Origin of the sequence: Gemmatirosa kalamazoonensis (assembly GCF_000522985.1) — a bacterium.
Classification (GTDB): Bacteria; Gemmatimonadota; Gemmatimonadetes; order Gemmatimonadales; family Gemmatimonadaceae; genus Gemmatirosa; species Gemmatirosa kalamazoonensis.
Genome location: NZ_CP007128.1, coordinates 1,132,205 through 1,153,907, shown reverse-complemented (window position 1 = coordinate 1,153,907; position 21,703 = coordinate 1,132,205). Strand labels below are relative to the sequence as shown.

At 74.7% G+C, this 21,703-nt stretch carries 21 protein-coding genes; 12 read left to right on the top strand and 9 right to left on the bottom strand.

Features of this window, described 5'->3' with window-relative positions:
• Window positions 1-287 precede the first annotated feature (287 nt).
• The 3 genes from J421_RS05080 to J421_RS05070 form a co-directional block, all read right to left on the bottom strand.
• Window positions 288-2,951: an ABC transporter permease gene (locus J421_RS05080; protein WP_025410085.1), complete on the bottom strand. Its 2,664-nt coding sequence runs from the start codon at window positions 2,949-2,951 to the stop codon at window positions 288-290.
• 10 nt (window positions 2,952-2,961) lie between these two features.
• Window positions 2,962-3,294, bottom strand: coding sequence for a PadR family transcriptional regulator (locus J421_RS05075; protein ID WP_025410084.1), 333 nt, complete (start codon window positions 3,292-3,294; stop codon window positions 2,962-2,964).
• A gap of 63 nt (window positions 3,295-3,357) precedes the next feature.
• Window positions 3,358-4,614, bottom strand: coding sequence for a hypothetical protein (locus J421_RS05070; RefSeq protein WP_025410083.1), 1,257 nt, complete (start codon window positions 4,612-4,614; stop codon window positions 3,358-3,360).
• 323 nt (window positions 4,615-4,937) lie between these two features.
• On the opposite strand from J421_RS05070, the gene J421_RS05065 reads away from it, so the two are divergent.
• Window positions 4,938-6,350, top strand: coding sequence for a histidine kinase (locus J421_RS05065; protein ID WP_148306158.1), 1,413 nt, complete (start codon window positions 4,938-4,940; stop codon window positions 6,348-6,350).
• Window positions 6,347-7,096 (top strand): LytR/AlgR family response regulator transcription factor, encoded by a 750-nt coding sequence (locus tag J421_RS05060; RefSeq protein WP_025410081.1) that lies wholly within the window; start codon window positions 6,347-6,349, stop codon window positions 7,094-7,096. The genes J421_RS05065 and J421_RS05060 overlap by 4 nt, the downstream gene beginning before the upstream one ends.
• 6 nt (window positions 7,097-7,102) lie before the next feature.
• Here J421_RS05060 and J421_RS05055 read toward each other — a convergent pair whose 3' ends face one another.
• Both J421_RS05055 and J421_RS05050 read right to left on the bottom strand, forming a co-directional pair.
• Window positions 7,103-7,924 (bottom strand): arginase family protein, encoded by an 822-nt coding sequence (locus J421_RS05055; protein WP_025410080.1) that lies wholly within the window; start codon window positions 7,922-7,924, stop codon window positions 7,103-7,105.
• A 114-nt stretch (window positions 7,925-8,038) separates the two neighbouring features.
• Window positions 8,039-10,105, bottom strand: coding sequence for a M13 family metallopeptidase (locus tag J421_RS05050; protein WP_025410079.1), 2,067 nt, complete (start codon window positions 10,103-10,105; stop codon window positions 8,039-8,041).
• Between the two features lie 144 nt (window positions 10,106-10,249).
• Between J421_RS05050 and J421_RS05045 the strand changes: the two genes are divergently transcribed.
• The 6 genes from J421_RS05045 to J421_RS05025 all read left to right on the top strand — a co-directional run bounded on the left by J421_RS05045 (window position 10,250) and on the right by J421_RS05025 (window position 14,304).
• A complete protein-coding gene (locus J421_RS05045; RefSeq protein ID WP_025410078.1) occupies window positions 10,250-10,864 on the top strand; it encodes a hypothetical protein in 615 nt (204 codons plus the stop codon).
• 2 nt (window positions 10,865-10,866) lie between these two features.
• Window positions 10,867-11,334: a winged helix-turn-helix domain-containing protein gene (locus J421_RS05040; protein ID WP_025410077.1), complete on the top strand. Its 468-nt coding sequence runs from the start codon at window positions 10,867-10,869 to the stop codon at window positions 11,332-11,334.
• A gap of 31 nt (window positions 11,335-11,365) precedes the next feature.
• Window positions 11,366-12,022 (top strand): polyprenyl diphosphate synthase, encoded by a 657-nt coding sequence (gene uppS / locus J421_RS05035; protein WP_201773104.1) that lies wholly within the window; start codon window positions 11,366-11,368, stop codon window positions 12,020-12,022.
• Between the two features lie 10 nt (window positions 12,023-12,032).
• Window positions 12,033-12,686: a hypothetical protein gene (locus J421_RS05030; protein WP_025410076.1), complete on the top strand. Its 654-nt coding sequence runs from the start codon at window positions 12,033-12,035 to the stop codon at window positions 12,684-12,686.
• A gap of 88 nt (window positions 12,687-12,774) precedes the next feature.
• On the top strand, window positions 12,775-12,933 hold the full coding sequence (locus J421_RS32590; RefSeq protein ID WP_158508657.1) for a hypothetical protein: 159 nt from the start codon (window positions 12,775-12,777) through the stop codon (window positions 12,931-12,933).
• 6 nt (window positions 12,934-12,939) lie between these two features.
• Window positions 12,940-14,304 (top strand): phosphoribosyltransferase family protein, encoded by a 1,365-nt coding sequence (locus J421_RS05025; protein ID WP_025410075.1) that lies wholly within the window; start codon window positions 12,940-12,942, stop codon window positions 14,302-14,304.
• Between the two features lie 187 nt (window positions 14,305-14,491).
• On the opposite strand, the gene J421_RS05020 is transcribed toward J421_RS05025, so the two are convergent.
• Window positions 14,492-15,268: a transglycosylase SLT domain-containing protein gene (locus J421_RS05020; protein WP_025410074.1), complete on the bottom strand. Its 777-nt coding sequence runs from the start codon at window positions 15,266-15,268 to the stop codon at window positions 14,492-14,494.
• A 396-nt stretch (window positions 15,269-15,664) separates the two neighbouring features.
• On the opposite strand from J421_RS05020, the gene J421_RS05015 reads away from it, so the two are divergent.
• Together J421_RS05015 and J421_RS05010 are read left to right on the top strand one after the other, a co-directional pair.
• Window positions 15,665-17,383, top strand: a complete 1,719-nt coding sequence (locus J421_RS05015; RefSeq protein ID WP_025410073.1) for an O-antigen ligase family protein — start codon at window positions 15,665-15,667, stop codon at window positions 17,381-17,383.
• A gap of 4 nt (window positions 17,384-17,387) precedes the next feature.
• Window positions 17,388-17,879 (top strand): hypothetical protein, encoded by a 492-nt coding sequence (locus J421_RS05010; protein ID WP_148306157.1) that lies wholly within the window; start codon window positions 17,388-17,390, stop codon window positions 17,877-17,879.
• Between the two features lie 138 nt (window positions 17,880-18,017).
• Here the strand turns inward: J421_RS05010 and J421_RS05005 are convergent, their stop codons facing one another.
• Window positions 18,018-18,473 carry an Lrp/AsnC family transcriptional regulator gene (locus J421_RS05005; RefSeq protein ID WP_025410071.1) on the bottom strand — a complete coding sequence of 152 codons (456 nt, stop codon included), beginning with the start codon at window positions 18,471-18,473 and terminating at the stop codon, window positions 18,018-18,020.
• 139 nt (window positions 18,474-18,612) lie between these two features.
• Here J421_RS05005 and rocF point away from each other — a divergent pair, with 139 nt between their 5' ends.
• Entirely contained in the window at window positions 18,613-19,614 is a 1,002-nt protein-coding gene (gene rocF, locus J421_RS05000; protein ID WP_236646286.1) for an arginase, read from the top strand.
• Here the strand turns inward: rocF and J421_RS04995 are convergent.
• Both J421_RS04995 and J421_RS04990 read right to left on the bottom strand, forming a co-directional pair.
• Window positions 19,611-20,267, bottom strand: coding sequence for an HAD family hydrolase (locus J421_RS04995; protein WP_025410069.1), 657 nt, complete (start codon window positions 20,265-20,267; stop codon window positions 19,611-19,613). The two genes, rocF and J421_RS04995, sit on opposite strands and share 4 nt — an antisense overlap.
• Complete coding sequence (locus J421_RS04990; RefSeq protein WP_025410068.1) at window positions 20,264-20,719, bottom strand: NUDIX domain-containing protein; 456 nt, start codon at window positions 20,717-20,719, stop codon at window positions 20,264-20,266. Before J421_RS04990 ends, J421_RS04995 begins: the two co-directional genes overlap by 4 nt.
• A 149-nt stretch (window positions 20,720-20,868) precedes the next feature.
• Between J421_RS04990 and J421_RS04985 the strand changes: the two genes are divergently transcribed.
• Window positions 20,869-21,693, top strand: coding sequence for a PPK2 family polyphosphate kinase (locus tag J421_RS04985; RefSeq protein WP_025410067.1), 825 nt, complete (start codon window positions 20,869-20,871; stop codon window positions 21,691-21,693).
• Window positions 21,694-21,703: the final 10 nt, after the last annotated feature.

Below are 21,703 nucleotides of genomic sequence, written 5' to 3'. Positions count from 1 at the left end.
CTTCTCTGGGCCGGAGCCGTGAGACGGCGCTGCGATGGTGGGATCCGGTCCGCGTTCGATTGGTACCGCCGCGCGTTGCGCGCATAGCACCTTGGGCGAAGGGGGGGGAGCCCCCCTGGGACCTAGGTACCGCGCCCGCCGTCGACCGTCCCGCGGTCGATCGTCCCGCCGTATCCATCCCGCCGTTCAGCGTCCCGCCGTTCAGCGTCCCGCCGTTCAGCGTCCCGCTGTTCAGCGTCCCGCCGTTCAGCGTCCCGCCGTCGATCGTCCCGCCGTGCAACCGCCTCTCACTCCGCCCGCACGCTCTCGATCGGATCCACCCGCATCGCCCGCACCGCCGGCACCGCGCACGACACCAGCACCACGACCACCAGCCCCGCCCCCGCCGCCGCGAACGTCGCGAGATCCCCGTGCCCCACGCCGTACAATACGCCGTCGAGCAGCCGCCCGCCTAACGCGGCGCCGAACGCGCCGAGCGCGAGGCCGAGCAGCGACCACCCCAGCCCCTGCCGCACGACGAGCAGCATCACGCTCCGCCGCCGCGCGCCGAGCGTCAGCCGCACGCCGAACTCGCGCGTGCGGCTCGTGACCGAGAACGCGAGCACGCCGTAGATCCCCACCGCCGCGAGCGTCAGCGCGACGGCTGCGAACGATGCCACGAGGCCGAGCGCGAGGCGCCGCGCGGCGAGGCTCGCGCCGAGCACGTCCTCCATCGGGCGCACGTCGCGCACGGCGAGCTGCGGGTCCGCGTCGCGCACCGCGCGGCGCACGAGGCGCTCGGACGCGCGCGGGTCGCCGGCCGTGCGCACGGTGAGCGCGAGCGATCGCATCCACGTGTTCTGCGCGTGGCTCATGTACACCGCCGGCCCGGGCGGCACGTCGACACGCTGGTCGCGCACGTCGCCGACCACGCCGACCACCGTCGCCCACGGCGTGTGCGGGTCGGGGCCGAGCCGGACGTGCCGCCCGACGGCGTCGCCGCCGGGGAAGAACGCGCGCGCGGCCGCCGCGTTCACGACCACGATGGCCGGCGCGCCCACGCCGTCGCGCGCGTCGATGCCGCGGCCGGCGAGCAGTGGGATGCCTAACGCGCGGAAGTAGTCGCCGCGCACGAGCGTGAAGCCCACGTCTCCCGGGCGCTCCGTCGGCGCGCCCTCGACGACGAGCGAGCTGAAGATCTTCCCCTCGGTCGGCAGCGTGCTCGCCGCGCCCGCGGCGACGACGCCGGGCGCGCGCCGGACCTCGTCGAGCACCGCGTCGTAGAAGCGGTTCACGCGCGACGAATCGTCGTACCGCTCGCCGCTCACGCGTACCTCCGCCGTGAGCACGTGCGCCGGGTCGAACCCGAGTCGCACGCGCGTCAGCTCGGCGAAGCTGCGGAGCAGCAGCCCGGCGCCGACGAGCAGCACGACGGCGAGCGCCACCTGCGCCACGACCAGCCCCCGGCGCGCCCGCTCGCCGCCGCGCCCGACGCCGGCGCGGCCGCCGTCCTTCAGCGCCGCGTGCGGTCCGGCGCGCGCCGCGCCGAGCGCGGGGAGGAGGCCGAACAGGATCCCGGTGAGCGCGGAGAGCACGAGGCCGAACAGCAGCACCCGCGCGTCGACGCGCACGTCGAACAGCGCGGGAAGGGCGTCGGGGTTGAGCGCGAGCAGGGCGCGCGTCGCGACGACCGCGGTGCCGCTGCCCAACGCGCCGCCCGCGAGCGCCAGCAGCACGCTCTCCGTGAGGAGCTGTCGCACGATGCGCCCTCGGCCCGCGCCTAACGCGGCGCGCAGGGCCAGCTCCCGCCGCCGCGCGACGGCGCGCGACAGCGTCACGTTCGCCAGGTTCACGCAGGCGATGAGCAGCACCAGCGCCGCGGCGCCCTGGAGCAGCAGCACCGCGGGGCGGAGGTCGCCGGAAAGGTCGTCGTGCAGCGGTACGAGCCGCGCGAGGCGGCCGCCGTTCGCGTCGGGGTACTGCGCGCCGAGGCGGCGCGACTCGGCGCGCAGATCCGCCTCGGCGGCGGCGCGCGTGACCCCGGGCGCGAGCCGCGCGATCGTGCGCAGATAGTGCTGCTTGCGCGTCACCGCGGCGTTCGCGGCGTCGCGCGCGAGGTCGAGCGGCGTCCACACCGACTCGTAGCCGCCTAACGTGAAGCCGCGCGGCATCACGCCGACGATGGTGTAGGGCAGGTCGTTCAGCGTGATCGTCGAGCCGACGACCGCGGCGTCGGCGCCGAACGCCCGTCGCCAGAGCGCGTAGGACAGCACGACGCGCGGCGGCGCGCCCGCCGCGTCGTCGCCCGGCGCGAACACGCGACCGAGCAGCGGCCGCGCGCCGAGTATCGCGAACGTGTTCGCCGTCACCGAGAGCGCATCGAACAGCTCGGGATCGCCGCTCCGCGGACGCCACGTCACCGTCCGGCCGGTGTACGCGGCGAGGCCGGCGAGCGTACGCTGCGCGGCCCGGTAGTCGAGCAGATCCGGCACCGACAGCGGCATGCGTCCCGCCGGCTCGTCGGGCGCGCGCTCGTACACCGCCACGAGCGACGCCGGCGCGCGGTACGGCAGCGGCGCGAGCAGCACGGCGCGCGTGACGCCGAAGATCGCCGTGTTCGCGCCGAGCGCGAGCAGCAGCGTGACGAGCGACACGGCGGCGAACGCGGGACTGCGGCGCACGCCGCGCCACGCGTAGCGCGCGTCCTGCCGCCACTCCGCCACGCGGTCGGTCCATCGGGCGACGCGCTCGCCTCGCTCGTCGAGATCGCGGCAGTAGTCGCGTGTGAACGCGAGGTCGCCGAACTCCGCGCAGGCCTGGCGCCGCGCCTCGTCGGGCGCGAGGCCGGCCGCGACGAGGTCGCGCGCCCGCATGTCGAGATGGAACGCGAGCTCCGCGTCGACGTCGCGCGCGATCTCGCCGCGCGAGCGCCACGGGAAGCGAAAACGGAACCGCCGACCGCGCACCGGCATGTGGCCTCCGTCAGCCCGGGCTGAGCACCTTGAAGACGGCCTCCGCGTACCGCGCCCACGTCGCGGACTCGCTGCGCAGGCGCGCGCGGCCGCCGGGGGTGAGCGCGTAGAACTTCGCTCGGCGGTTGTTCTCCGAGAGCCCCCACGACGCCGCGACCCACTTGCGGTGCTCGAGGCGATGGAGCGCCTGATAGAGCGCGGCGCCGTCGACGCCGAGGACGCCGTCGCTGCGCGCGTCGAGCCAGCGGGCGATGGCGTAGCCGTGCATCGGCTCCCACGCGAGCGCGCGGAGGATGAGGACGTCGACGGTGCCCTGCAGCATCTCCGGCGGTGCGCGCTTCACGGCCGCTCCAGTCATCTGGTGAGTGGAAGCATACCGCCGGCGGCCGCGGAGGGCAATACGCGCTTACGCCGGCTCGCTCACCCGCTCGGCCAGCCGCTCGATCGCCGCCGGCCCGCCGCCGAACCGCGCGATCGCGTCCGCCGACGCGACGAGCGACTCCGCCGAGAAGAAGCCGCACCGCCGGCCGAGGCCTAACGCCTGCAGCGACGGCCGCGCCAGCTCGCGCCGCACCTTCGGCAGCCGGTCGCGCGGCGCCACGACGTACATCGGGAAGCTCAGGTTCGGCGCGAGCGCCGCGAGGTCCGCCATGCGCAGGATCCCCGAGTGCACCGACGTCGTGCGCTCCACCTCGAACGCCGCCGCCACGCGGTGCCGGCCGCTGATCCACACCACGTCGATCAGCCGCACCAGCCGCTCGCTCTCGTCGTCGAGCCCGAGCCGCGGCAGCCGCGGCAGCGACAGGGTGCCTAACGCTTCGCCTTCCCACGTCCGCGCGTGGTCGTTCGCCGCGATCCACACGCGACAGCCGAGCGCGCGGCCGAGTCGCGCGAGCAGCCACTGCACCTGCGTGTGTCCCGGCACCGCCGGTCGGTCCGCCGGCCCCGCGACCGTCGCCGGCTCCGCCGCCGGCGCGTACGCCGGCGGGCGCTCGGCCACGCGCGCCGCGCGCGTCACCCGTGGCACGCGCGTCACACGCGGCGCGCGGCGACGCACGGACGTGGGCTCGTCGAGCGTCTCGTCGAAGTCGGGATCGTCGGCCACGCGCCCGGCGTGCGCGCGACACAGCCGCTCGAGCTGCGCGTCGCCGATGCCGACCGCCGCGGCGAGCGCGAGGAACGCGTGCCGGAATGCCAGATAGTCCGACGGGGCGTCGCCGGTCGGCGCGAACAGTCCTTCCTCGGCGGCGAGCGCCGCGCGCGCCGACGGGTGGTACGCGGGCCACCGCTCCGGCGCCTGCACGTGCCAGCACGCGGCCGCGAACGCGACGAGCCGGCCGGGCGCCGCGTTAGGCGCGTCGGACACGAGCGCCGTCGCGGCGCGCACCCACGCGCGCAGCCGCTCCAACGCCGTCGGCGCGTCGGGCGGGGCGGGGAGCACGGCGCGCAGCGCGGCGGCGAGCGAGTCGGCGTCGGCGTGCTTCGCGAGCTGGTTCAGCACCATCGCGCCCGCCGGCCCGCGCAGCGCGAGCGCGCGCCACTCCGACTTCGCGCGCCGGTCGAGCTCCTGGCGGAACGTCGCGAGGTCGATCGCGCCGGCCACGAACCGCTCCACGAGCGCCCGCGCCTCGGGCAGCGCGTGATCGCGCGCGCGCGCTCCCACGCGCCGAGCGCCGCCTGCGCGTCGGGGTCGGCGGCGTGCTCCTCCCACAGCAGGCGCCAGCTCTCGACCTGAAGCCCGTTGGGCACGACGCCCCGCGGCGGCTCGGCGCGCGGGGCGGGATGGACGGCGCCGTACGCGCCGCGGGACAACTGCATGACGACCTGCTCGGACCTACGGGTGCGGCTCACGGCGCGGCCGCTAATTCTCGGCTCGCTACCAACTCGCAACCTAGCCCGGCACCGCTCGTTGCACCACCGGCGCCGGCCGTTGCACGGACGCGCCCGGTCGTCGCGCCGAGTGCCGTGGACACGCACATTGCCGCCGTGCCCACCACGCGTCGCCTGCCGCTCCTTCCGCTCGCCCTCGCCCTCGGCGGTGGGCTCGCCGCCGGCGTGCTCGACCTCGGCGCCGACGAGGTCCAGGGACCGGCGCTCGTCGTCATGCTCGGCGCGTTCGCGGGCGCGTTCGCCGGCGCACCGGGGTGGGCGGCGGCGATCGCCGCGGTGGCGGGGCTGTTCGCGGCGCACTTCGGCGCGCTCGCCGTCATGCACGCCGACGCGCCATCGGCGGGGATGCTCGTCGCGCTCGTGCCGGCGCTCGTCGCGGCGTACGCGGGGCGCGCCACCGCGGCGGTCGTCGGGCGCGTCGGCGACGCGTTGCCGCGCGCGGGCACGCCGGGGAGCCGCGTGCTGTTAGGCGCCGCGCTCACCGCGTGCGCCGCGGCCGGGCTCGCACCGGTGTGGGCCACGCTCGCGGCGCGCGCGCAGCCGGTGGCGTGGTGGGTCGCGCTCTGGTGGCAGCTCGCCACTCTCGTCGCATGGGCCGGTGCGGCGCCGTGGGTGGTGCGCCGCGCACGCGCCGGCGACGCGGAACGGCCGCTGTCGGCGGCGGCGGTCGCGCGCGACGCCGCGCTCGTCGTCGGCGTCGCGGGCGTGCACGGGCTCGCACTCGTCGCCCTTACCCGCGCGCTGTTCGTGCCGTTAGGCCCGGCGTCGTTCGTGGCCGCCGCGGTGTGGGCATTCGCCGCGTACCTGCCGCTCGACGCGCTCGCCGGCGTGCTCGTCGCCGCGATCGCCCGCGCGTCCGACGCCGAGCGGCTCGCCACCGAGAGCGCACGGCGCACGGCGGCGCTCACCGCCGCCGCGACGGAGGGGCGGCTCGCCGCGCTCACCGCGCAGCTCCGGCCGCACTTCCTGTTCAACGCCCTGAACACGGCGCTCGTGCTCGCGCGACGCGGCGACGCGCCGGCCACCGCGCGCGTGCTCGGCGACCTCGCGGAGCTGCTGCGCTACGTGCTCGCGGCCGGCGACGCGGTCCGCCTCGACGACGAGCTCGCGTTCGTGGCGCGCTACCTCGACGTCGAGCGCGTGCGCTTCCCCGACCGGCTCCAGCCGACGATCGACGCATCGCCCGAGGCGCGCGACGCGCTCGTGCCGCGGCTCGTCCTGCAGCCACTCGTCGAGAACGCCTTGAAGCACGGCGTCGCCGGCCGCATCGGCGCCGGCGTGGTGCGGCTGCGCGCGTGGTGCGAGTCCGGGAGCCTGCGCGTCACCGTCACCGACGACGGCCCCGGCCCGCGCGCCGCTCCGGCCGACGGCGGCGTCGGCCTCGCGAACACGCGCGCGCGGCTCGCCGCGCTGTACGGCACGGCTGCGTCGCTCGACCTCCGTGCAGGGCCCGACGGCGGCGCGGTCGCCGAGCTGCGGCTTCCACTGCGGCGCGCCGAGGCCGCGTGAGCGATCTCCGCGCCCTCGTGGTCGACGACGAGCCGCTCGCGCGCGAGGGGCTGCGCGCCGAGCTCGCGGCGTTGGGCGGCGTGACGGTCGTGGCCGAGTGCGGCGACGCGCTCGCCGCGCACGACGCGATCCGCCGTGTACGTCCCGACCTGCTGTTCGTCGACGTCGAGATGCCGGAGATCGACGGGTTCGCGCTGCTCGAGCGACTCGCGCCGGAGGAGACGCCGCCGGCCGTGGTCTTCGTCACCGCGTACGACGCGCACGCGCTCCGTGCGTTCGAGGCGCACGCGCTCGACTACGTTCTGAAGCCGCTCGACCGCGGTCGGCTGCGGCTCGCCGTGGAGCGTGCCGCGCAGCGCGTGCGCGAGGCCGAGGCGCTGCGCGCGACGCTCCCGCACCCGGAGGCGCTTCTCGTGCGCGACCGCAACCGCACCACGCTCGTGCCGCTCGACGACGTGGAGTGGATCGAGGCGGAGACCTACTACGTGCGCCTGCACGGCACGACCGACGGCGGCCGCGGGCGGCTGCTGCGCGAGCGCATGCACGTGCTCGAGGCGCGCCTCGATGGCCGCTTCTTCCGCACGCACCGCTCGGCCATCGTGCGGCTCGACCGCGTGCGCGCGGTCCACTCGGTGTCGAAGTACGAGCACAGCGTGGAGCTCGCGTCGGGCGCGCGCGTGCCGCTCAGCCGCGAGCGCCGCGCACGGCTCGAGGCGCTGCTCGCCGAGCGGTCCGCCGCGCGTTGAGCCGCGTCAGGCGGATCCGGCGAGCAGCGGCGCGAGCGCGCGGGCCGCGTCGACCACCAGCCCGCGCGGATCGCACGACGGATCGTACGCCGTCATCGCCGCGGCGGCGATCTCGAGCCGCGCGCCGACGCGGCGCACCACGTCGCGCACCTCCGCCGCGGAGAGTCCGCCGGGAGCGGGGTACGAGTTCACCGGCAGCGCGGCCGGATCGTGCACGTCGAGGTCCACGTGCAGGTAGACGCGTCGTGCGCCGTCGGCGACGACCGCGTCGAGCGCCGGGTCGAGCGCGCCCAACGCATCCGCCCGCACCCACCTCACGCCCGCATCGGCGATGAGCGCGCGCTCGGCGTCGCTGAGGTCGCGTGCGCCGACGAGCACCACGCGCGACCCGGGCACCCGCCGGAAGCCCTGCACCGATGCCGTCATCGACCGCCAGCAGCGGCCGAGCAGCGCGGCGAGCGCCATGCCGTCGACGAAGCCGCTCGTCGTCGTCTCCGGCGTCTCGAGGTCGCCGTGCGCGTCGAGCCACACCACGGCGAGGTCGTCACCACCCACGCCGCTCGCCGTGCCTAACGACGACAGGCAGTTGCCGGCGAGCACGATCGGGCGCCGCCCCGCGTCGCGCGCGTCGCGCACCCGCGTCGAGAGCGCGCGCGCGAGCGCGAACCCCGCCGTCGCCTCGGTGCGGAAACCCTCCGGCAGTGTGATCGTCTCGTCGGAAGCGCCTAACGACGCGGCGAGCGCAGGACCGAGCACGTCCGGCCCCGCGCCCATGCGCGCACCGCGATGTCCCGAGTCGTACGGGACGCGGATCAGGTGAGCGGTCATCGGGAAAGAGAAGAGCATGAACCGCGGAGGACGCAGAGGACGCAGAGGAGACCAACAAGAATTGGTTCTCCTCTGCGTCCTCTGCGTCCTCTGCGGTTAGAAAGATGAGCGCCCTTACCAGATCTTCACCCGCTCCGCCGGATCGCGCCACATCTGGTCCCCCGGCTTCACGTCGAACGCCTTCAGGAACGCGTCGTTGTTCACGAGCGGCACGAACGCGCGCTGCATCCCCGGCGAGTGCGGGTCGGAGAGCAGCCGCTGGCGCAGTGCCTCCTCGCGGAACTTCGTGCGCCAGATCTGCGCGAAGCCGAGGAAGAAGCGCTGCTCGCCCGTGAAGCCGCCGATCACCGGGGGCTCCTTGCCGCCGAGCGAGATCCGGTACGCGCGGTAGGCCTGCGCGAGCCCCGACAGGTCGCCGATGTTCTCGCCCATCGTGAGGCGGCCGTTGATGTGCAGCCCCTCGAGCGGGTAGATCGCCTCGTACTGCGCGCCGAGCTTCGACGCGCGCGCCTCGAACGCCTGCGCATCGGCCGACGTCCACCAGTCGCGGAGGTTGCCGTCGCCGTCGGACTTGCGACCCTGGTCGTCGAAGCCGTGGCCGATCTCGTGGCCGATCACGGCGCCGATCGCGCCGTAGTTCACCGCGTCGTCGGCGTTCACGTCGAAGAACGGCGGCTGCAGGATCGCGGCCGGGAAGACGATCTCGTTGTTCGTCGCGTTGTAGTACGCGTTCACCGTCTGCGGCGTCATCCCCCAGCGCGTCTTGTCGACCGGCTTGCCGAGGCGCGACGTCATCTCGTCGTACTCGAACGCCTGCGCGCGCATCACGTTGCCGAACGCGTCGTCGCGCCGCACGTCGAGCCCCGAGTAGTCGCGCCAGTGGTCGGGGTACGCGATCTTCACCGTGAACTTCGCGAGCTTCGCCTTCGCCGCCGCCTTCGTCTCGGGGCTCATCCACTCGAGCGAGTCGATGCCGATCTCGTACGCCTTGCGGAGGTTGCGCACCATCTCGTCCATGCGCGCCTTCGCCGCGGGCTGGAAGTACGACTCGACGTAGAGCTTCCCCGCGGCCTCGCCGAGGATCCCCTGCGTGCCGTCGACGGCGCGCTTCCACCGCGCGGGCGGCTCCTGCTGGCCGTTCAGCGTGCGGCCGCGGAAGTCGAACCGCGCCTGCTGGAACGCGTCAGGCAGCACCGACGCGTAGTTGTCGACGAGGTGGAACGCGAGATACTCGCGCCACGTCGACGCCGGCGTGCCGGCGACGATCGCGTCGAGCGACTTCACGTAGTCGGGCTGCCGCACGATCACGTCGGTGGCCTTCGCGAGCCCCGCCGCCTTCAGGTACGCGGCGACGTCGAGGTGCGGCGCGAGCGCGGCCAGCTCGGCGACGGTCATGCGGTTGTACGTCGCGTTGCGGTCGCGGTTCTTCGCGCGGTCCCAGTGCTTCTCGGCGATCGCCGTCTCGAGCGCGAGCACGCGCGCCGCGGCGCCGGCGGGGTCGGGCTGGCCGGCGAGGGAGAGCAGCCGCGCGACGTACGCCTCGTACGCCTTGCGCGTCGCGGCGAGCTTCGCGTCGCTCGACAGGTAGTAGTCGCGGTCGGGGAGGCCGAGGCCGGACTGACTCACCTGCAGCACGTTCTCGCGCGAGTTCTTCTGGTCCGTGCCGACGCCGACGCTCAGCGGGCCGCCGACGCCGACGCGCGCGAGATGCGCGAGCGTGCCCGGCAGCTGGCCGGCGGTCTGCAGCGCGGCGATCCGGCGGAGCTCGGGGGCGAGCGGCGCGATGCCCCGCGCCTCGATGCGGGCGGTGTCGAGGAAGCTCGCGTACAGATCGCCGACCTTCTTGCGCTCGCCCGGCGTGGCGCGCGCGGCGCTCGGCGTGTTGGAGACGACCGTCGCGGCGGGGCGGTCGGAGGCCGCCTCGTCGAGGATGCGGTGGAGCGCGTTGCGGCTCGCCTCGGACAGCTCGTTGAACGCGCCCCAGCTCGAGGCGTCGGCCGGGATCTCCGTGCGCGCGAGCCAGCGGCCGTTCACGAAGCGGAAGAAGTCGTCCTGCGGGCGGACCGCGCGGTCGAAGTTCGTGGTGTCGATGCCGAGGGCGCGCTGGGCCTCGGCCGGGCGGGCGGCGGCGGCGGCGAGGAGGGCGAGCGCGGCGAGCGCCCGGCGAGCGGGGTGTGACATGGTGCTCCGGGAGGTGATGCCGGTACGGGGAACGGCGGTCCGATCCAGGATACGCCCCGCCGATCGCGGTCGCTGCGGCCGAGCCGTTCACTTTGCAACGTAAAGTGCTTGACGCGTCCTGGCCCTTCCACTATCGTCTCTCCCATGTCCCCCCGTCCCGAGCCCGCGCGCCGTCCGGAGCCGCCCGTCGTGCTGCACGACCGGGCCGCCGAGCAGATCCGGTACATCCGCGACGTCATGGCGCGCGCGGGGGAGTTCACCGCCGTCCCGGGCTGGGGCGGGGTCGCGATGGGGGTCAGCGCGGTCGGCGCCGGCGCCATCGCCGCCCGTCAGCCGAGCGAGGCGCGCTGGCTCGCCGTGTGGACGGCCGAGGCGGTGATCGCCGTCGCGATCGGCGCCGTGGCGACCATCCGGAAGGCCGGGACCGCGACCGGGGCCCTCGACACCGGGCCGGGGCGGCGCTTCGCGCTCGCGTTCGCGCCGCCCGTCGTCGCCGGCGCGGTGCTCACCGCACTGCTGTTTCGTCTACATGCTGGCGCCGCGCTGCCGGCCGTCTGGCTCCTGATGTACGGGGCCGGGGTCGTCTGCGGCGGCGCGTTCTCGGTGCGTCCGGTCCCGCTCATGGGGCTCGCGTTCATGGCCCTCGGCGTCGTCGCGGCGGCGGCGCCGCAGGCGTGGGCGGAATGGTGCCTCGTGGGCGGCTTCGGCGTGCTGCACATCGTCTTCGGGCTGCTCATCGCCCGACGCTACGGAGGCTGACCATGCCCGCACCCAAGCGCCGGCCGACGTCCGACACGCCCGAGCCGACCCCGCGCGTGCGCCGCGCGGACCTGTCCGCCGCGGCCGGCCGCTACGCTGCGCCGTCGCCGCTGCCGCCGATCACCACCGGCGCCCACGCCGCGCCGCCGTCCGCGACGTCCGGCGCCGCGGCCGCGCCGGCGGAGCTCGACCGGCTCGTCCACGAGCGCGTGCGACTCGGCATCCTGAGCGCGCTCGCCGCGCGGCCAAGCGCGACGTTCACCGACCTCAAGGCGCTCCTCGGCGCGACGGACGGCAACGTCAGCGTGCATGCCCGGAAGCTCGAGGAGGCCGGCTACGTCGCGTGCACGAAGTCGTTCGACGGACGCGTCCCGCGTACGGAGTACCGCATCACGCCCGACGGGCGGCTCGCCCTCGACCGCTACCTGGACCACATGGAGGCGCTGATCCGCGCCGCCCGCGGTCGGTAGCGCAGACCCGACAGACCATCGGAGACTTTTCGTGGCTGCTGACTTTGTAGGACAGAGTACTTCGTTCCATGTGGGCGTCATCATGGACGGCAACGGGCGGTGGGCCACCCGGCGCGCGCTCCCCCGGCCCGCCGGCCATCGCGCCGGCGCCCGCGCCGTCCGCCGCATCGTCGAAGCCGCGCCGTCGCTCGGCGTCTCCATGCTCACGCTCTACGCGCTGTCCAGCGACAACCTCCAGCGCCCGGCCGCCGAGGTCACCGCGCTCCTGCGCCTGTTCGCCGAGTACCTCGAGCGCGAGTGCCGCACGCTCGCCGAGCGCGGCGTACGCCTCACCGTCATCGGCCGGCGCGACCGGCTGCCCGCGCCGCTCGTCGCCGCGATCGAGCGGGCCGAGTCGAGCACCGCGGGCGGCACCGCGCTCGCGCTGCGTCTCGCCATCGACTACTCCGCACGCCACGAGATCCAGCGCGCGGCCCTCGACGGCACGCTCGCCTCGTGGCCCGACGTCGACCTCCTCGTCCGCACCGGCGGGGAGCAGCGGCTGAGCGACTTCCTGCTCTGGGAGTCCGCGTACGCCGAGCTGTGGTTCACCGAACGGCTGTGGCCCGACGTCACGGCGCGCGACCTCGCCGCCGCGATCGCCGACTTCCGCCGCCGCGACCGCCGCTTCGGCCGCATCTCCGCCTGAGGCGCCGCCGATGACGCTCCCCCTCCAGCTCCAGGCCCAGCTCCAGGTCCTGACGTTCCTCGGGACGGTGGCGCTGGTCGGCATCGGCATGCTGGCCGCCGTCGCGTTCGCGCTCGTCGACCGCCGGCGCCACGTCGCGCTCGCCGCCGGCGGCACCGTCGCCGTCATCGGCGCCTACGCCGCGGCGCTCGTCGCGCTCGGCGCCGCGGGACGCGACCGCGTGCTCGGCCCGGGCGAGCCGAAGGTGTTCTGCGAGGTCGACTGCCACCTCGCCTACACGGTGACGCGCGTGCGCGTGACGCCGACGGCGGCGGGCGATCGCTACACGGTCACGGTGCGCACCCACTTCGACGAGCACAGCGTCGCGCCGTGGCGCGGCGACGACCCGATCTACCCGAACGCGCGTCGCGTCCGCGTCGTCGACGCCGCGGGGCACGCGTGGAATCCCGGAACGCGCGGCGGCACCGCGCTGAGCGCCCCGCTCCGGCCGGGCGAGTCGCACGAGTCGACGTTCACGTTCGACCTCCCCGCCGGCGTCACCGCGCCGCGCCTGGAGCTCACCGAGGCGGCGGCGATCACCCGGCTGCTCGTCGGACACGAGAACTCGCCGCTGCACGGGAAGACGGTGATGGCGTTAGGCAGGGGGTTCGCGGCGGGCGGGTGAGCCGCGTGTCGTGATCCGGCGCGGAAATACGTCTGCTCGAATGGCGCACCACGCCACGCCTTCGACCACGACTCGCCCGGAGACTCTCATGCGACGCCTCGCTCTGCTACTCCTCTCGCTGATCGCCGCGGCCGCCTGCTCCACCCCCACCGCACCGCCCGACGGCGGCGCGAGCGCGAAGGCGCAGCTCCAGGGCGCCACCGGAGGGAGCGGCGGGACCGCGCCGGGCAAGATCGCCATCAACTGAGGCCACGTGCCGGTGTTCCGCGATCGGACGCACGCCGGACGTGCGCTCGCCGAGTCGCTCGGCGCGTACGCCGGCCGCGACGACGTGCTCGTGCTCGGGATGGCGCGCGGCGGCGTGCCCGTGGCGCGCGTCGTGGCCGATGCGCTCGGCGTGCCGCTCGACGTGGCGGTCGCGCGGAAGCTCGGCGTGCCGGGGATCGAGGAGGTCGCGTTAGGCGCGATCGCGGAGGGGGACACGTGGCGCCCGGTGTGCGACGACGTCGCGTGGTTCATCGGCGTGCCGACGCACGTCGTGGCGTGCGTGGCGGCGCGCGAGCGCGCGGAGCTCGCGCGCCGCGCACGGCTGTACCGCGGTGGCCACGCGGCGCCCGACGTGCGCGGGCGCACGGTGGTCCTGGTGGACGACGGGCTCGCGACCGGGTCGACGCTGCGCGCCGCGGTGCGCGCGCTCCGCGCGGCGACGCCGGCGCGCCTCGTCGCGGCGGTGCCGGCGGCGGACGCCACGCGCGCGCGCGCCCTGGCGACCGAGGTGGACGACCTCGTGGCCGTCCACCGTGTGGAGGCGTTCCGCGCCGTGTCCGACTGGTACGACGCGTTCCCCGACGTGAGCGACGCCGAGGTGCTCGCGCTGCTCGGTCGGGTGCCGGACGGCGCGTCCGTCGTCGCGCCGTCCGGCGCATCGGGCGCCACGCGCATCGCGGTCGACGGCGGCGCGATCGAGGCGGACGTCGAGGCGCCGGCCGGAGCGCGCGGGCTCGTCGTGCTCGCACACGGCGGCGGGAGCAGCCGCGGGAGCTACCGCAACCGGTACGTCGCCGGGCGGCTGCGCCTCGCCGGCTTCGCCACGGCGCGCGTGGACCTGCTCACCGCGGAGGAGCAGGCGGCCGACGCGGCGACCGCGGCGGAGCGGTTCGACGTCGCACGGCTCGCGCGCCGGCTCGTGGCCGTGTGCGACTGGGCGGCGCACGAGGGGCTGCCCGGCGCGCACCGCGTCGCGCTCGTCGGCGCGAGCACGGGCGCGGCGGCGGCGCTCGTCGCGGCGACCGAGCGGACGGCGTGCGTGTCGGCGGTCGTCTCGCGCGGTGGCCGCGTCGATCTCGCCGGCGAGGCGCTGTGGCGCGTGTGCGCTCCGACGCTGCTCCTCGTCGGCGGTGCGGACGAGCCCACGCTGCGGTGCAACGGCGACGCGCTTCCCGCGCTGCCGCGGGGGAGCTGCCTGACGGTGGTGCCAGGCGCCGGCCACACGTTCGAGGAGCCGGGCGCGCTCGGCGCCGCGGCGGAGCACGCCGTGGTCTGGCTCGAGCGGCACGCGCTGGACCGCGGGCCCATACGCCGAGCGTGGGCGAGGATGCGATCGGATTCTCAGCGTTAGGCGCTCCGCTGAACGGCGCTGATCACGACGCGGGCGATACTGCGCGGTCGATACGGCGCGATGAGGCGCAAACGACGCTCAGACCGCGGCACTGCGCCGTGCTGCGCAGTCGAGCGGTGTGAGCGTCGTTTGCGCCTCATCGCGCCTCACCGTCAGCGCCGTATCGCCCGCGTCGTGATCAGCGCGGTCAGAGTCCAGCCTGGTCCTTCTGCGTCTCGTCGAGGCGCAGGCGCATCGGCTGCGCGATGCAGCCGTTCACGTCCGTGCCGCACTGCGCCACCGCGTACTGCTCCACCGCCGCCAGCACCTTGTCCGGGTACGTCTTGCAGTTCGGCGTGTTCGTGCCGTGCACGCAGCCGTTGTAGCGCAGGAGCCCCGTGCGCACCACGTCGGTCGGGTTCTGCGTCGCGTCGTCGGCCTTCTTCGCGGCCGTGTACACGTAGTGGCTGAGAATGTGGACGCCGTAGCGCAGGTTCGTCTCGTCGTCGCGCAGGTTCTTGCCGAAGATCTTGCCGAGCGTCGGCACCCACACCTTCGGGTAGACCTGCATCAGCCCCACCGCGCCGACGTTCGACTTCGCCTTCGACTTGAACGTCGAGTTCTCGGTGAGCAGCACGCCGAAGACGAGCGCCGGCGGCAGGTGCTTCTTGTACGCCTCGCGAACCGCGTACGTCGCGATGTCGTTCGCCCGCGTGCTGTCGATGCGTCCCGTGGCGACGAGGTCGTTCGCGAACGCCTTGCGGTCGCGCTCGAACTGCACCGTCGCCACCGCCGAGTCACCGTCGGCGAGCGCCCACGGGGCGCGGGCCGCGGCCGAATCGCGCCACGACGCGGCCACGAGGCGCTGGACCACCGGCGCCTGCGCGACGAACACCGGCTTCACCTGGCTCGCCGCGACGACGATCGCCGCGACCGAGGCGATGCCGAGCGTGAGCTGACCGATGAGCGACGGCTTCTTGGCCATGGGGTACAACCTCCAAGTCGGCGCGGGTGGGCGCGTATGGCGGGCTCGCACCACAGCGGGGGCGCGAGTGGCAGCGGGGCGCTCGACGGATGAGCGCACTGATGTGGTCGACGGTCGGAACGTTTCCGGGTGAGCGCACCGGATCGTATCCCGCCATCCTTGCTCGACGTCGGCCAGCGTCGCGGCCCGTCGTCGTCGTCACGTCTTTGAAGGTAGCCGTCATCGTGTGACGCATGTCGCATTCGAGCGGCCGATTCGCGGCCCTCTCTGACTAAGCGGTCAGATCCGCCGTGCGCGGCCGTGGCGCCGTGGCACGCACCCCGCGCCAGCGACGGGCGCTAAGATTAGACGGCCCCGGCCCTGACCGGCCCCATCCGTCTCACTCGCGCCGCGCACGTGACGTCTTCCGGCCTCGCTCCAGCCATCACCAGCTCGGATCGGCTCGCGCTCCGCACGCTCCAGGTCGGGGCGGTCGCCGTTCCGCTCGCCGTCACGTCGTACAAGATCTTCGAGCTCGACCGCTTCTTCCTGCCGAAGGAGCTCGTCGTGCACCTGTGCGCGGCGCTCTGCGCGGCGCTGTGCATCGGGCGCCGACCGCTGCCGGCGTCGGTGGCTGGGGCGCGCCCGATCGGCGGCGGGGAGCCGTTCCTGAGCGCGCGCCCGGTGTCGCAGGGGCTCACCTGGGTGGACCTCGCGCTCGTGCTGTTCCTCGCGCTGTCGCTCGCGTCGTGCTTCGCGGCGCCGAACCCGTGGCTCGCGGCGCGCGCGCTGTCGATCTCGCTCGCCGGCGCGGCGCTGTTCTGGTCGGCGCGCCACCTCGCGACGCGCGGCATCGGCGATCAAGTGGTAGCGATCGCGGGCGCTGCGTGCGCGATCGCGGCGGCGACGTCGCTCTTGCAGGCGTACGGCGTGCGCACCGACTTCTTCAGCCTGAACCGCGCGCCGGGCGGCACGTTCGGCAACCGCAACTTCGTCGCGCACCTCTCGGCCATCGGCGGGCCGCTGCTCGTGTACACGGTGCTGCGCGCGCGCGGCGTGCCGGGCGCGCTCGGCGCGGCGCTCGGGCTCGCGGCGACGACGGCGGCGCTCGTGTTGTCGCGCAGCCGCGGCGCGTACCTCGCCACCGCCGCGTCGATCCCGCCGCTCGCGATCGGGCTGTGGCGCGCGGGCAAGCTTCCGGGTGCGCGGCCGGGCGTGATGCGCGCGGCGATGCTGGCCGCGGCGATCGGCGTCGGCGCCGCGGGCGCGCTCACCGTGCCCAACACGCTGAACTGGAAGACGAACAGCGACAACCCGTACCTCGAGTCGGTGCGCGGCGTCGTCGACTACCGCAGCGGCAGCGGGAAGGGACGGCTCAAGCAGTACACGAACTCCGTGAAGATGACCGCGGCGCACCCGCTGCTCGGCGTCGGCACGGGGAACTGGTCGGTGCGCTACCCGCGCTACGCGCCCGACGGCGACCCGTCGCTCGTCGACGGCAACATGACGGCGAACCCGTGGCCGAGCAGCGACTGGGTGGCGGTGCTGAGCGAGCGCGGACCGGCGGCGCTGCTCGCGTTAGGCGGCGTGCTGCTCGGCCTCGCCGTGTGGGCGCACGCCGCGGCGTGGCGCGCGCGTCAGGCGGAGGAAGCGCTTGCCGGCGGCGTGCTCGGCGCGACGCTGCTCGCGACGGTGGTCGTGGGGACGTTCGACGCGGTGATCCTGCTCGCCGCGCCGGCGTTCGTGGCGTGGACCGCGTTCGGCGCGCTCGCCGAGCGATCGGGGTCGCCGACGATGGCGGGACGCGTGCTGCGGCCGCCGCGCGGGCTGCGGCGGTTAGGCGCGCTGGCGCTCGCGCTGCTGCTGATCGCGAGTGCGGTGCGCAGCCTCGGCCAGACGATCGCGATGGGGCTGTTCAGCACGGGGAACGCGAGCGCGATCGCGATGGCGGCGCGGCTCGACCCGGGGAGCTACCGCGTGCGGGTGCGGCAGGCGGAGATCGCGAGCGGACGGCGTCGATGCGAGGCGGCGCTCGCCGCGCGCTCGCTGTACCCGGAGGCGGATGCGGCGCGCCGGCTCGCATCGGGGTGTCGCCGGCCGACGTCGACCGCGCGACGGCGGGCGGGCGGTGCGTAGGACGGTGCGGCTCGGTCTCGCGGCGTCCCTCGCGTTAGGCGCGTGCGGTGGCGACGCGGACGCGCCCGCGGGCCCGGCACACGTCACGCACAAGATGGTCGGCACGTACGCGCTGCGGGCGACGTTCCCGACGTTCGTGCCGGACGTCCGGCGCTCGTCGACGACGGAGCCGTCGGAGGCGACGTTGACGGGAACGCTCGTCGTCGGCGACACGGTCGTGGCGACCGACCCGGCGCACATCGGCTTCCCCGACGTGCGGCTCACCGACGTGCTGTGCACCGCGCCCGGCCGCTGCGACCCGTCGGAGAGCTTCACGTCGTTCACGACGCTGTTCGTGGTCGAGAACTCGGTGACGTTCGGCTTCAGCACGTTCGGCGGCGGCCGGACGCTGCACTTCGACGGGCCGTTCGCCGGCGACAGCGTGGCGGGCACCGCGTGGGTGCAGCTCGGGACGTCGCGGTACGACGGGACGTTCGTGGCCAGAAAGCAGCGTTAGGCCGGTCTCACGCGGAGGCGCGGAGGACGCGGAGAACACCAACAGCAAATACCTGGGGATGAAAGGATCCCAGGACCCCTCAGGATCCTTTCATCCCCAGATCTGTTGCTGTTCGAAGAGGCAGTCCTCTGTGAGACGTCACAGCTTGTGCGTCGACAGCAGCAGACTCGTTTCCGAGCTCGCGACCCCTTTGATGAGCCGGATGCGGCGCAGCACCTCGTCGAACGACGCGAGCGTGTCGGTGCCCAGCTCGGCCACGATGTCCCAGCGCCCGTTCGTCGTGTGGAGCGCGCGGACCTCGGGGAAGCCGCGCAGGGTGTGGAGGATCGCCTCGGAGCGCTCCCCCTCGACGGCGATCATCGTCACCGCGCGCACCCGGTGCGCGGCGGCCTCCGGGGCGGTGCGCACCGTGAAGCCGAGCAGCACGCCGCCGGCGACGAGTCGGTCGACGCGGTTCTGCACCGTGCCGCGCGACACGCCGAGGGCCTCGGCGAGCCGGGCCACCGAGGTGCGGGCGTTGTCGCGCAGCAGGGCGATGAGCCGGTGGTCGACGGCGTCGAGCGAGGGCGGGGTGGGCGGCCGGCGGTCTGACATATCGCCAATCGTCGCTGGCAGATCGCCAGAACGCTAGGACATCCTGCGCACTCGGTGGGCTTGTCGCTGGACGCCGCGCGGCACGATCCTCTCGCTCCCGCTCGTGCCGCGCTCACCCGCACCGCGCCGCCGCACTCCGATGTCGACCACCACGCCGCCCGTCACCATGCCCGTCGCCATGCCCGCCACCGCCCCGTCGCCCGCCGCCGTCGTGCCCCGCAAGGTCGATGCGGTGCGCATCATCGGCGTCCCGATGGACCTCGGGGCGAGCCGCCGCGGGGTCGACATGGGGCCGTCGGCGCTGCGGCTCGCCGGGCTCGCCGACCGGCTCGCGCAGCTCGGCTACACCGTCGAGGACTGTGGCAACGTGCGCGTCCCCGACCGCACGACGCTCGGGCCGGCCGGCGAAGGGGGCACGGGCCGTGACTTCCTGCCGTCGATCGCGCTCGTCTGCGAGGAGCTGGCCGCGCTCACCGCGACGACGGTCCGCCTCGGCGCGGTGCCGCTCGTCCTCGGCGGCGACCATTCGTTAGGCGCGGGATCCGTCGCCGGCGTGGCGACGGCGCTCGGGGAACGCGGGCAGCGGCTCGGCCTCATCTGGCTCGACGCGCACGGCGACCTGCACACGCCGGAGACGAGCCACAGCGGCAACGTGCACGGCATGCCGGTGGCGCACCTGTTAGGCAGCGGCGACCCGCGCCTGTCGCACGTGTCGAGCGTGTACCCGGCCGTGCGCGCGGAGAACCTCGCGTTCGTCGGCCTGCGCGACCTCGACCCGCCCGAGAAGGCGTTCATCCGGCAGGCGGGGATCGCCGCGTTCACGATGCGCGACATCGACGAGCGCGGGCTGCGCGCCGTGATGAGCGACGCGATCGAGATCGCCTCGCGCGGCACGGGCGGGATCCACGTGTCGTGCGACGCGGACTGGGTCGATCCGGCGGAGGCACCGGGGGTCGGCACGCCGGTGCGCGGCGGCGCGACGATGCGCGAGGCGCACCTCGCGATGGAGATGATCAGCGACACCGGCGCGCTGGTCGGGATGGACCTCGTGGAGATCAATCCCATCCTGGACCGGCACAACCACACCGCGGAGCTCGCGGTGGACCTGCTCGCCTCCGCGTTCGGCAGGGGAATTCTCTAGAGGCGCCCAACGAGGTTAGGCAGCTCGGCGAGCCCGTCGATGATTGCGGTGGCGCGCGCGGCGTCGGGGTGGAGCGCGTGCGCGGTGCCCCACGGCCCGCGGCGCAGCAGGATGCCCGCCATGCCGGCGTCGAGCGCGGGGAGCACGTCGTTGTCGAGACGGTCGCCGACGTAGACGATCGCCGACGGCGGGAGGGCGACCGAGCCGGCGAGATGCGCGAAGAACGCGGGCGACGGCTTCTCGACGCCCCACCGCTCGCTGGACGCGACGACGTCGATGCGCGCGTCGAGCCCGCGCAGCATCGCCTCGGTCCACGCCGGCTGGTTGCCCGCGATGCCGACGACGTACCCGCGCTCGGCGAGCGCGCGCAGGCTGGGGACCGCGTCGGGGTAGACGTCGTCGGCGGTGAACCGGTCCTCGGGCCACCCCGCGGCGGCGCGCACGCGGCGGGCCGCGTCGACGTCGAACGGCGCGAGATCGGGGCGCACGACGTCGAACACGCGGCGGTGGTGCTCGCCGCGCGCGATCACCGCGTAGAGCGCGTCGAGGAACGCGTCACGCGGCACGCCGAGCCAGTCGGCCCACAGCCGCCAGAGACGCGACTCGTCGACGAGCGTCTCGCCGACGTCGAAGAAGACGGCCGCGACGCTCAACCGTTAGGCGGCGGCTCGGTGAGCCCCGAGCCCTCGGGCGCCGCGCTGCGGACGGCGACCGGCGCGGCGACGTCGCGGTCGAGCGCGAGCGGGACGAGCCAGCGCAGGTTGTCGATCACGTTGGGCGGCAGCGCCGCGGCGTCGGCGAGGAACACCGCCTGGTCCTCGGCGGTGCGCGCGCCATGGGCGGCCGCGTCGAACGCGCGCACGGCGTGCATGCGGTAGACGGGGTCGTCCCAGACGAGGAACTCCTCCCACGTCGCGACGTCGACCCCGGCCTCCTCGCGCACCTCGCGCCGCGCCGCGTCGAGCGCGCTCTCGCCGGGCAGCAGCTTGCCGCCGAGTGCATTCACGCGGCCGGCCTGCCACGCCGGGCGTGTCTTGTGCATGAGCACCACGCGGCGGCGGTCCTCGGTGAACAGCAGGGCGAGCACGTAGGTGAAGTGCGGCATGCCGGAGCACGGTGACGCGTGGCGCGTGACGTGTGACGCGTGGTACCTAGGTCCCGGGGGGCTCCCCCCCCCACGCCCATAATAGATCCGTCCACTCGGCGCCGCGGTACCATTCGAACGCGCCACGTCTCACCGTCACGGCCTTCGCGATGACCAAGCACCTCGCACCCGTTCCCCTCGGCGAGCGTCCCGACCTCGACGACCGTGACGCCGCGCCGCCGCGTTGGGCGCCCGACCGCGACGACCTGCGCGACGCGACGCACGAGCTGCTCGACCGGCTCGGCGAGCTGCAGGCATCGCTCTACGCCGACGGGCGTCGCGCGCTCATGGTCGTGCTCCAGGGACGCGACGCGTCCGGCAAGGACGGCGTCATCCGGCGCGTGTTCTCCGCGCTCAACCCGCAAGGGTCGCAGGTCGCGCGCTTCGAGGCGCCGACGCCGCTCGACCGGCGCCACGATTTCCTCTGGCGCGTGCACGCGGTGGTGCCGCCGCACGGCATCGTCGGGATCTTCAACCGCTCGCACTACGAGGACGTGCTCGTCGCGCGCGTGCGCGGGCTCGTCCCCGAGTCGACGTGGCGACGACGCTACGCCCACATCAACGCGTTCGAGCAGCTGCTCGCCGACGAGGGCGTCGTGCAGGTGAAGCTGTGCCTCCACATCTCGCGCGAGGAACAGCGGCAGCGACTGCTCGAGCGCGTGGACGACCCGTCGAAGAACTGGAAGTTCCGCGAGGGCGACCTCGACGACCGCGCGCTGTGGAGCGAGTACACCGCCGCGTACCGGGACGCGCTCGCGCAGACGAGCACCACGTGGGCGCCGTGGTACGTCGTGCCGGCGGACGACAAGCGCGCGCGGGACTGGCTCATCGCGGACCTCCTCGTGCGCACGCTCGAGCGGCTCGACTACCGTCCGCCCGTGGCCAGGCCGGAGCTCGTCGCGAAATGGCGGCAGGCGCTCACGGGTGAGGCGTGACGCGCGACCA

Excerpts from the sequence above, each read along its gene's own strand:
- J421_RS05080 (WP_025410085.1), bottom strand. The coding sequence starts at position 2,951 with ATGCCGGTGCGCGGTCGGCGGTTCCGTTTTCGCTTCCCGTGGCGCTCG.
- J421_RS05055 (WP_025410080.1), bottom strand. The coding sequence starts at position 7,924 with ATGACCGCTCACCTGATCCGCGTCCCGTACGACTCGGGACATCGCGGT.
- J421_RS05050 (WP_025410079.1), bottom strand. The coding sequence starts at position 10,105 with ATGTCACACCCCGCTCGCCGGGCGCTCGCCGCGCTCGCCCTCCTCGCC.
- J421_RS05045 (WP_025410078.1), top strand. The coding sequence starts at position 10,250 with ATGTCCCCCCGTCCCGAGCCCGCGCGCCGTCCGGAGCCGCCCGTCGTG.
- J421_RS05040 (WP_025410077.1), top strand. The coding sequence starts at position 10,867 with ATGCCCGCACCCAAGCGCCGGCCGACGTCCGACACGCCCGAGCCGACC.
- J421_RS05030 (WP_025410076.1), top strand. The coding sequence starts at position 12,033 with ATGACGCTCCCCCTCCAGCTCCAGGCCCAGCTCCAGGTCCTGACGTTC.
- J421_RS32590 (WP_158508657.1), top strand. The coding sequence starts at position 12,775 with ATGCGACGCCTCGCTCTGCTACTCCTCTCGCTGATCGCCGCGGCCGCC.
- J421_RS05020 (WP_025410074.1), bottom strand. The coding sequence starts at position 15,268 with ATGGCCAAGAAGCCGTCGCTCATCGGTCAGCTCACGCTCGGCATCGCC.
- J421_RS05005 (WP_025410071.1), bottom strand. The coding sequence starts at position 18,473 with ATGTCAGACCGCCGGCCGCCCACCCCGCCCTCGCTCGACGCCGTCGAC.
- rocF (WP_236646286.1), top strand. The coding sequence starts at position 18,613 with ATGTCGACCACCACGCCGCCCGTCACCATGCCCGTCGCCATGCCCGCC.
- J421_RS04990 (WP_025410068.1), bottom strand. The coding sequence starts at position 20,719 with ATGCCGCACTTCACCTACGTGCTCGCCCTGCTGTTCACCGAGGACCGC.
- J421_RS04985 (WP_025410067.1), top strand. The coding sequence starts at position 20,869 with ATGACCAAGCACCTCGCACCCGTTCCCCTCGGCGAGCGTCCCGACCTC.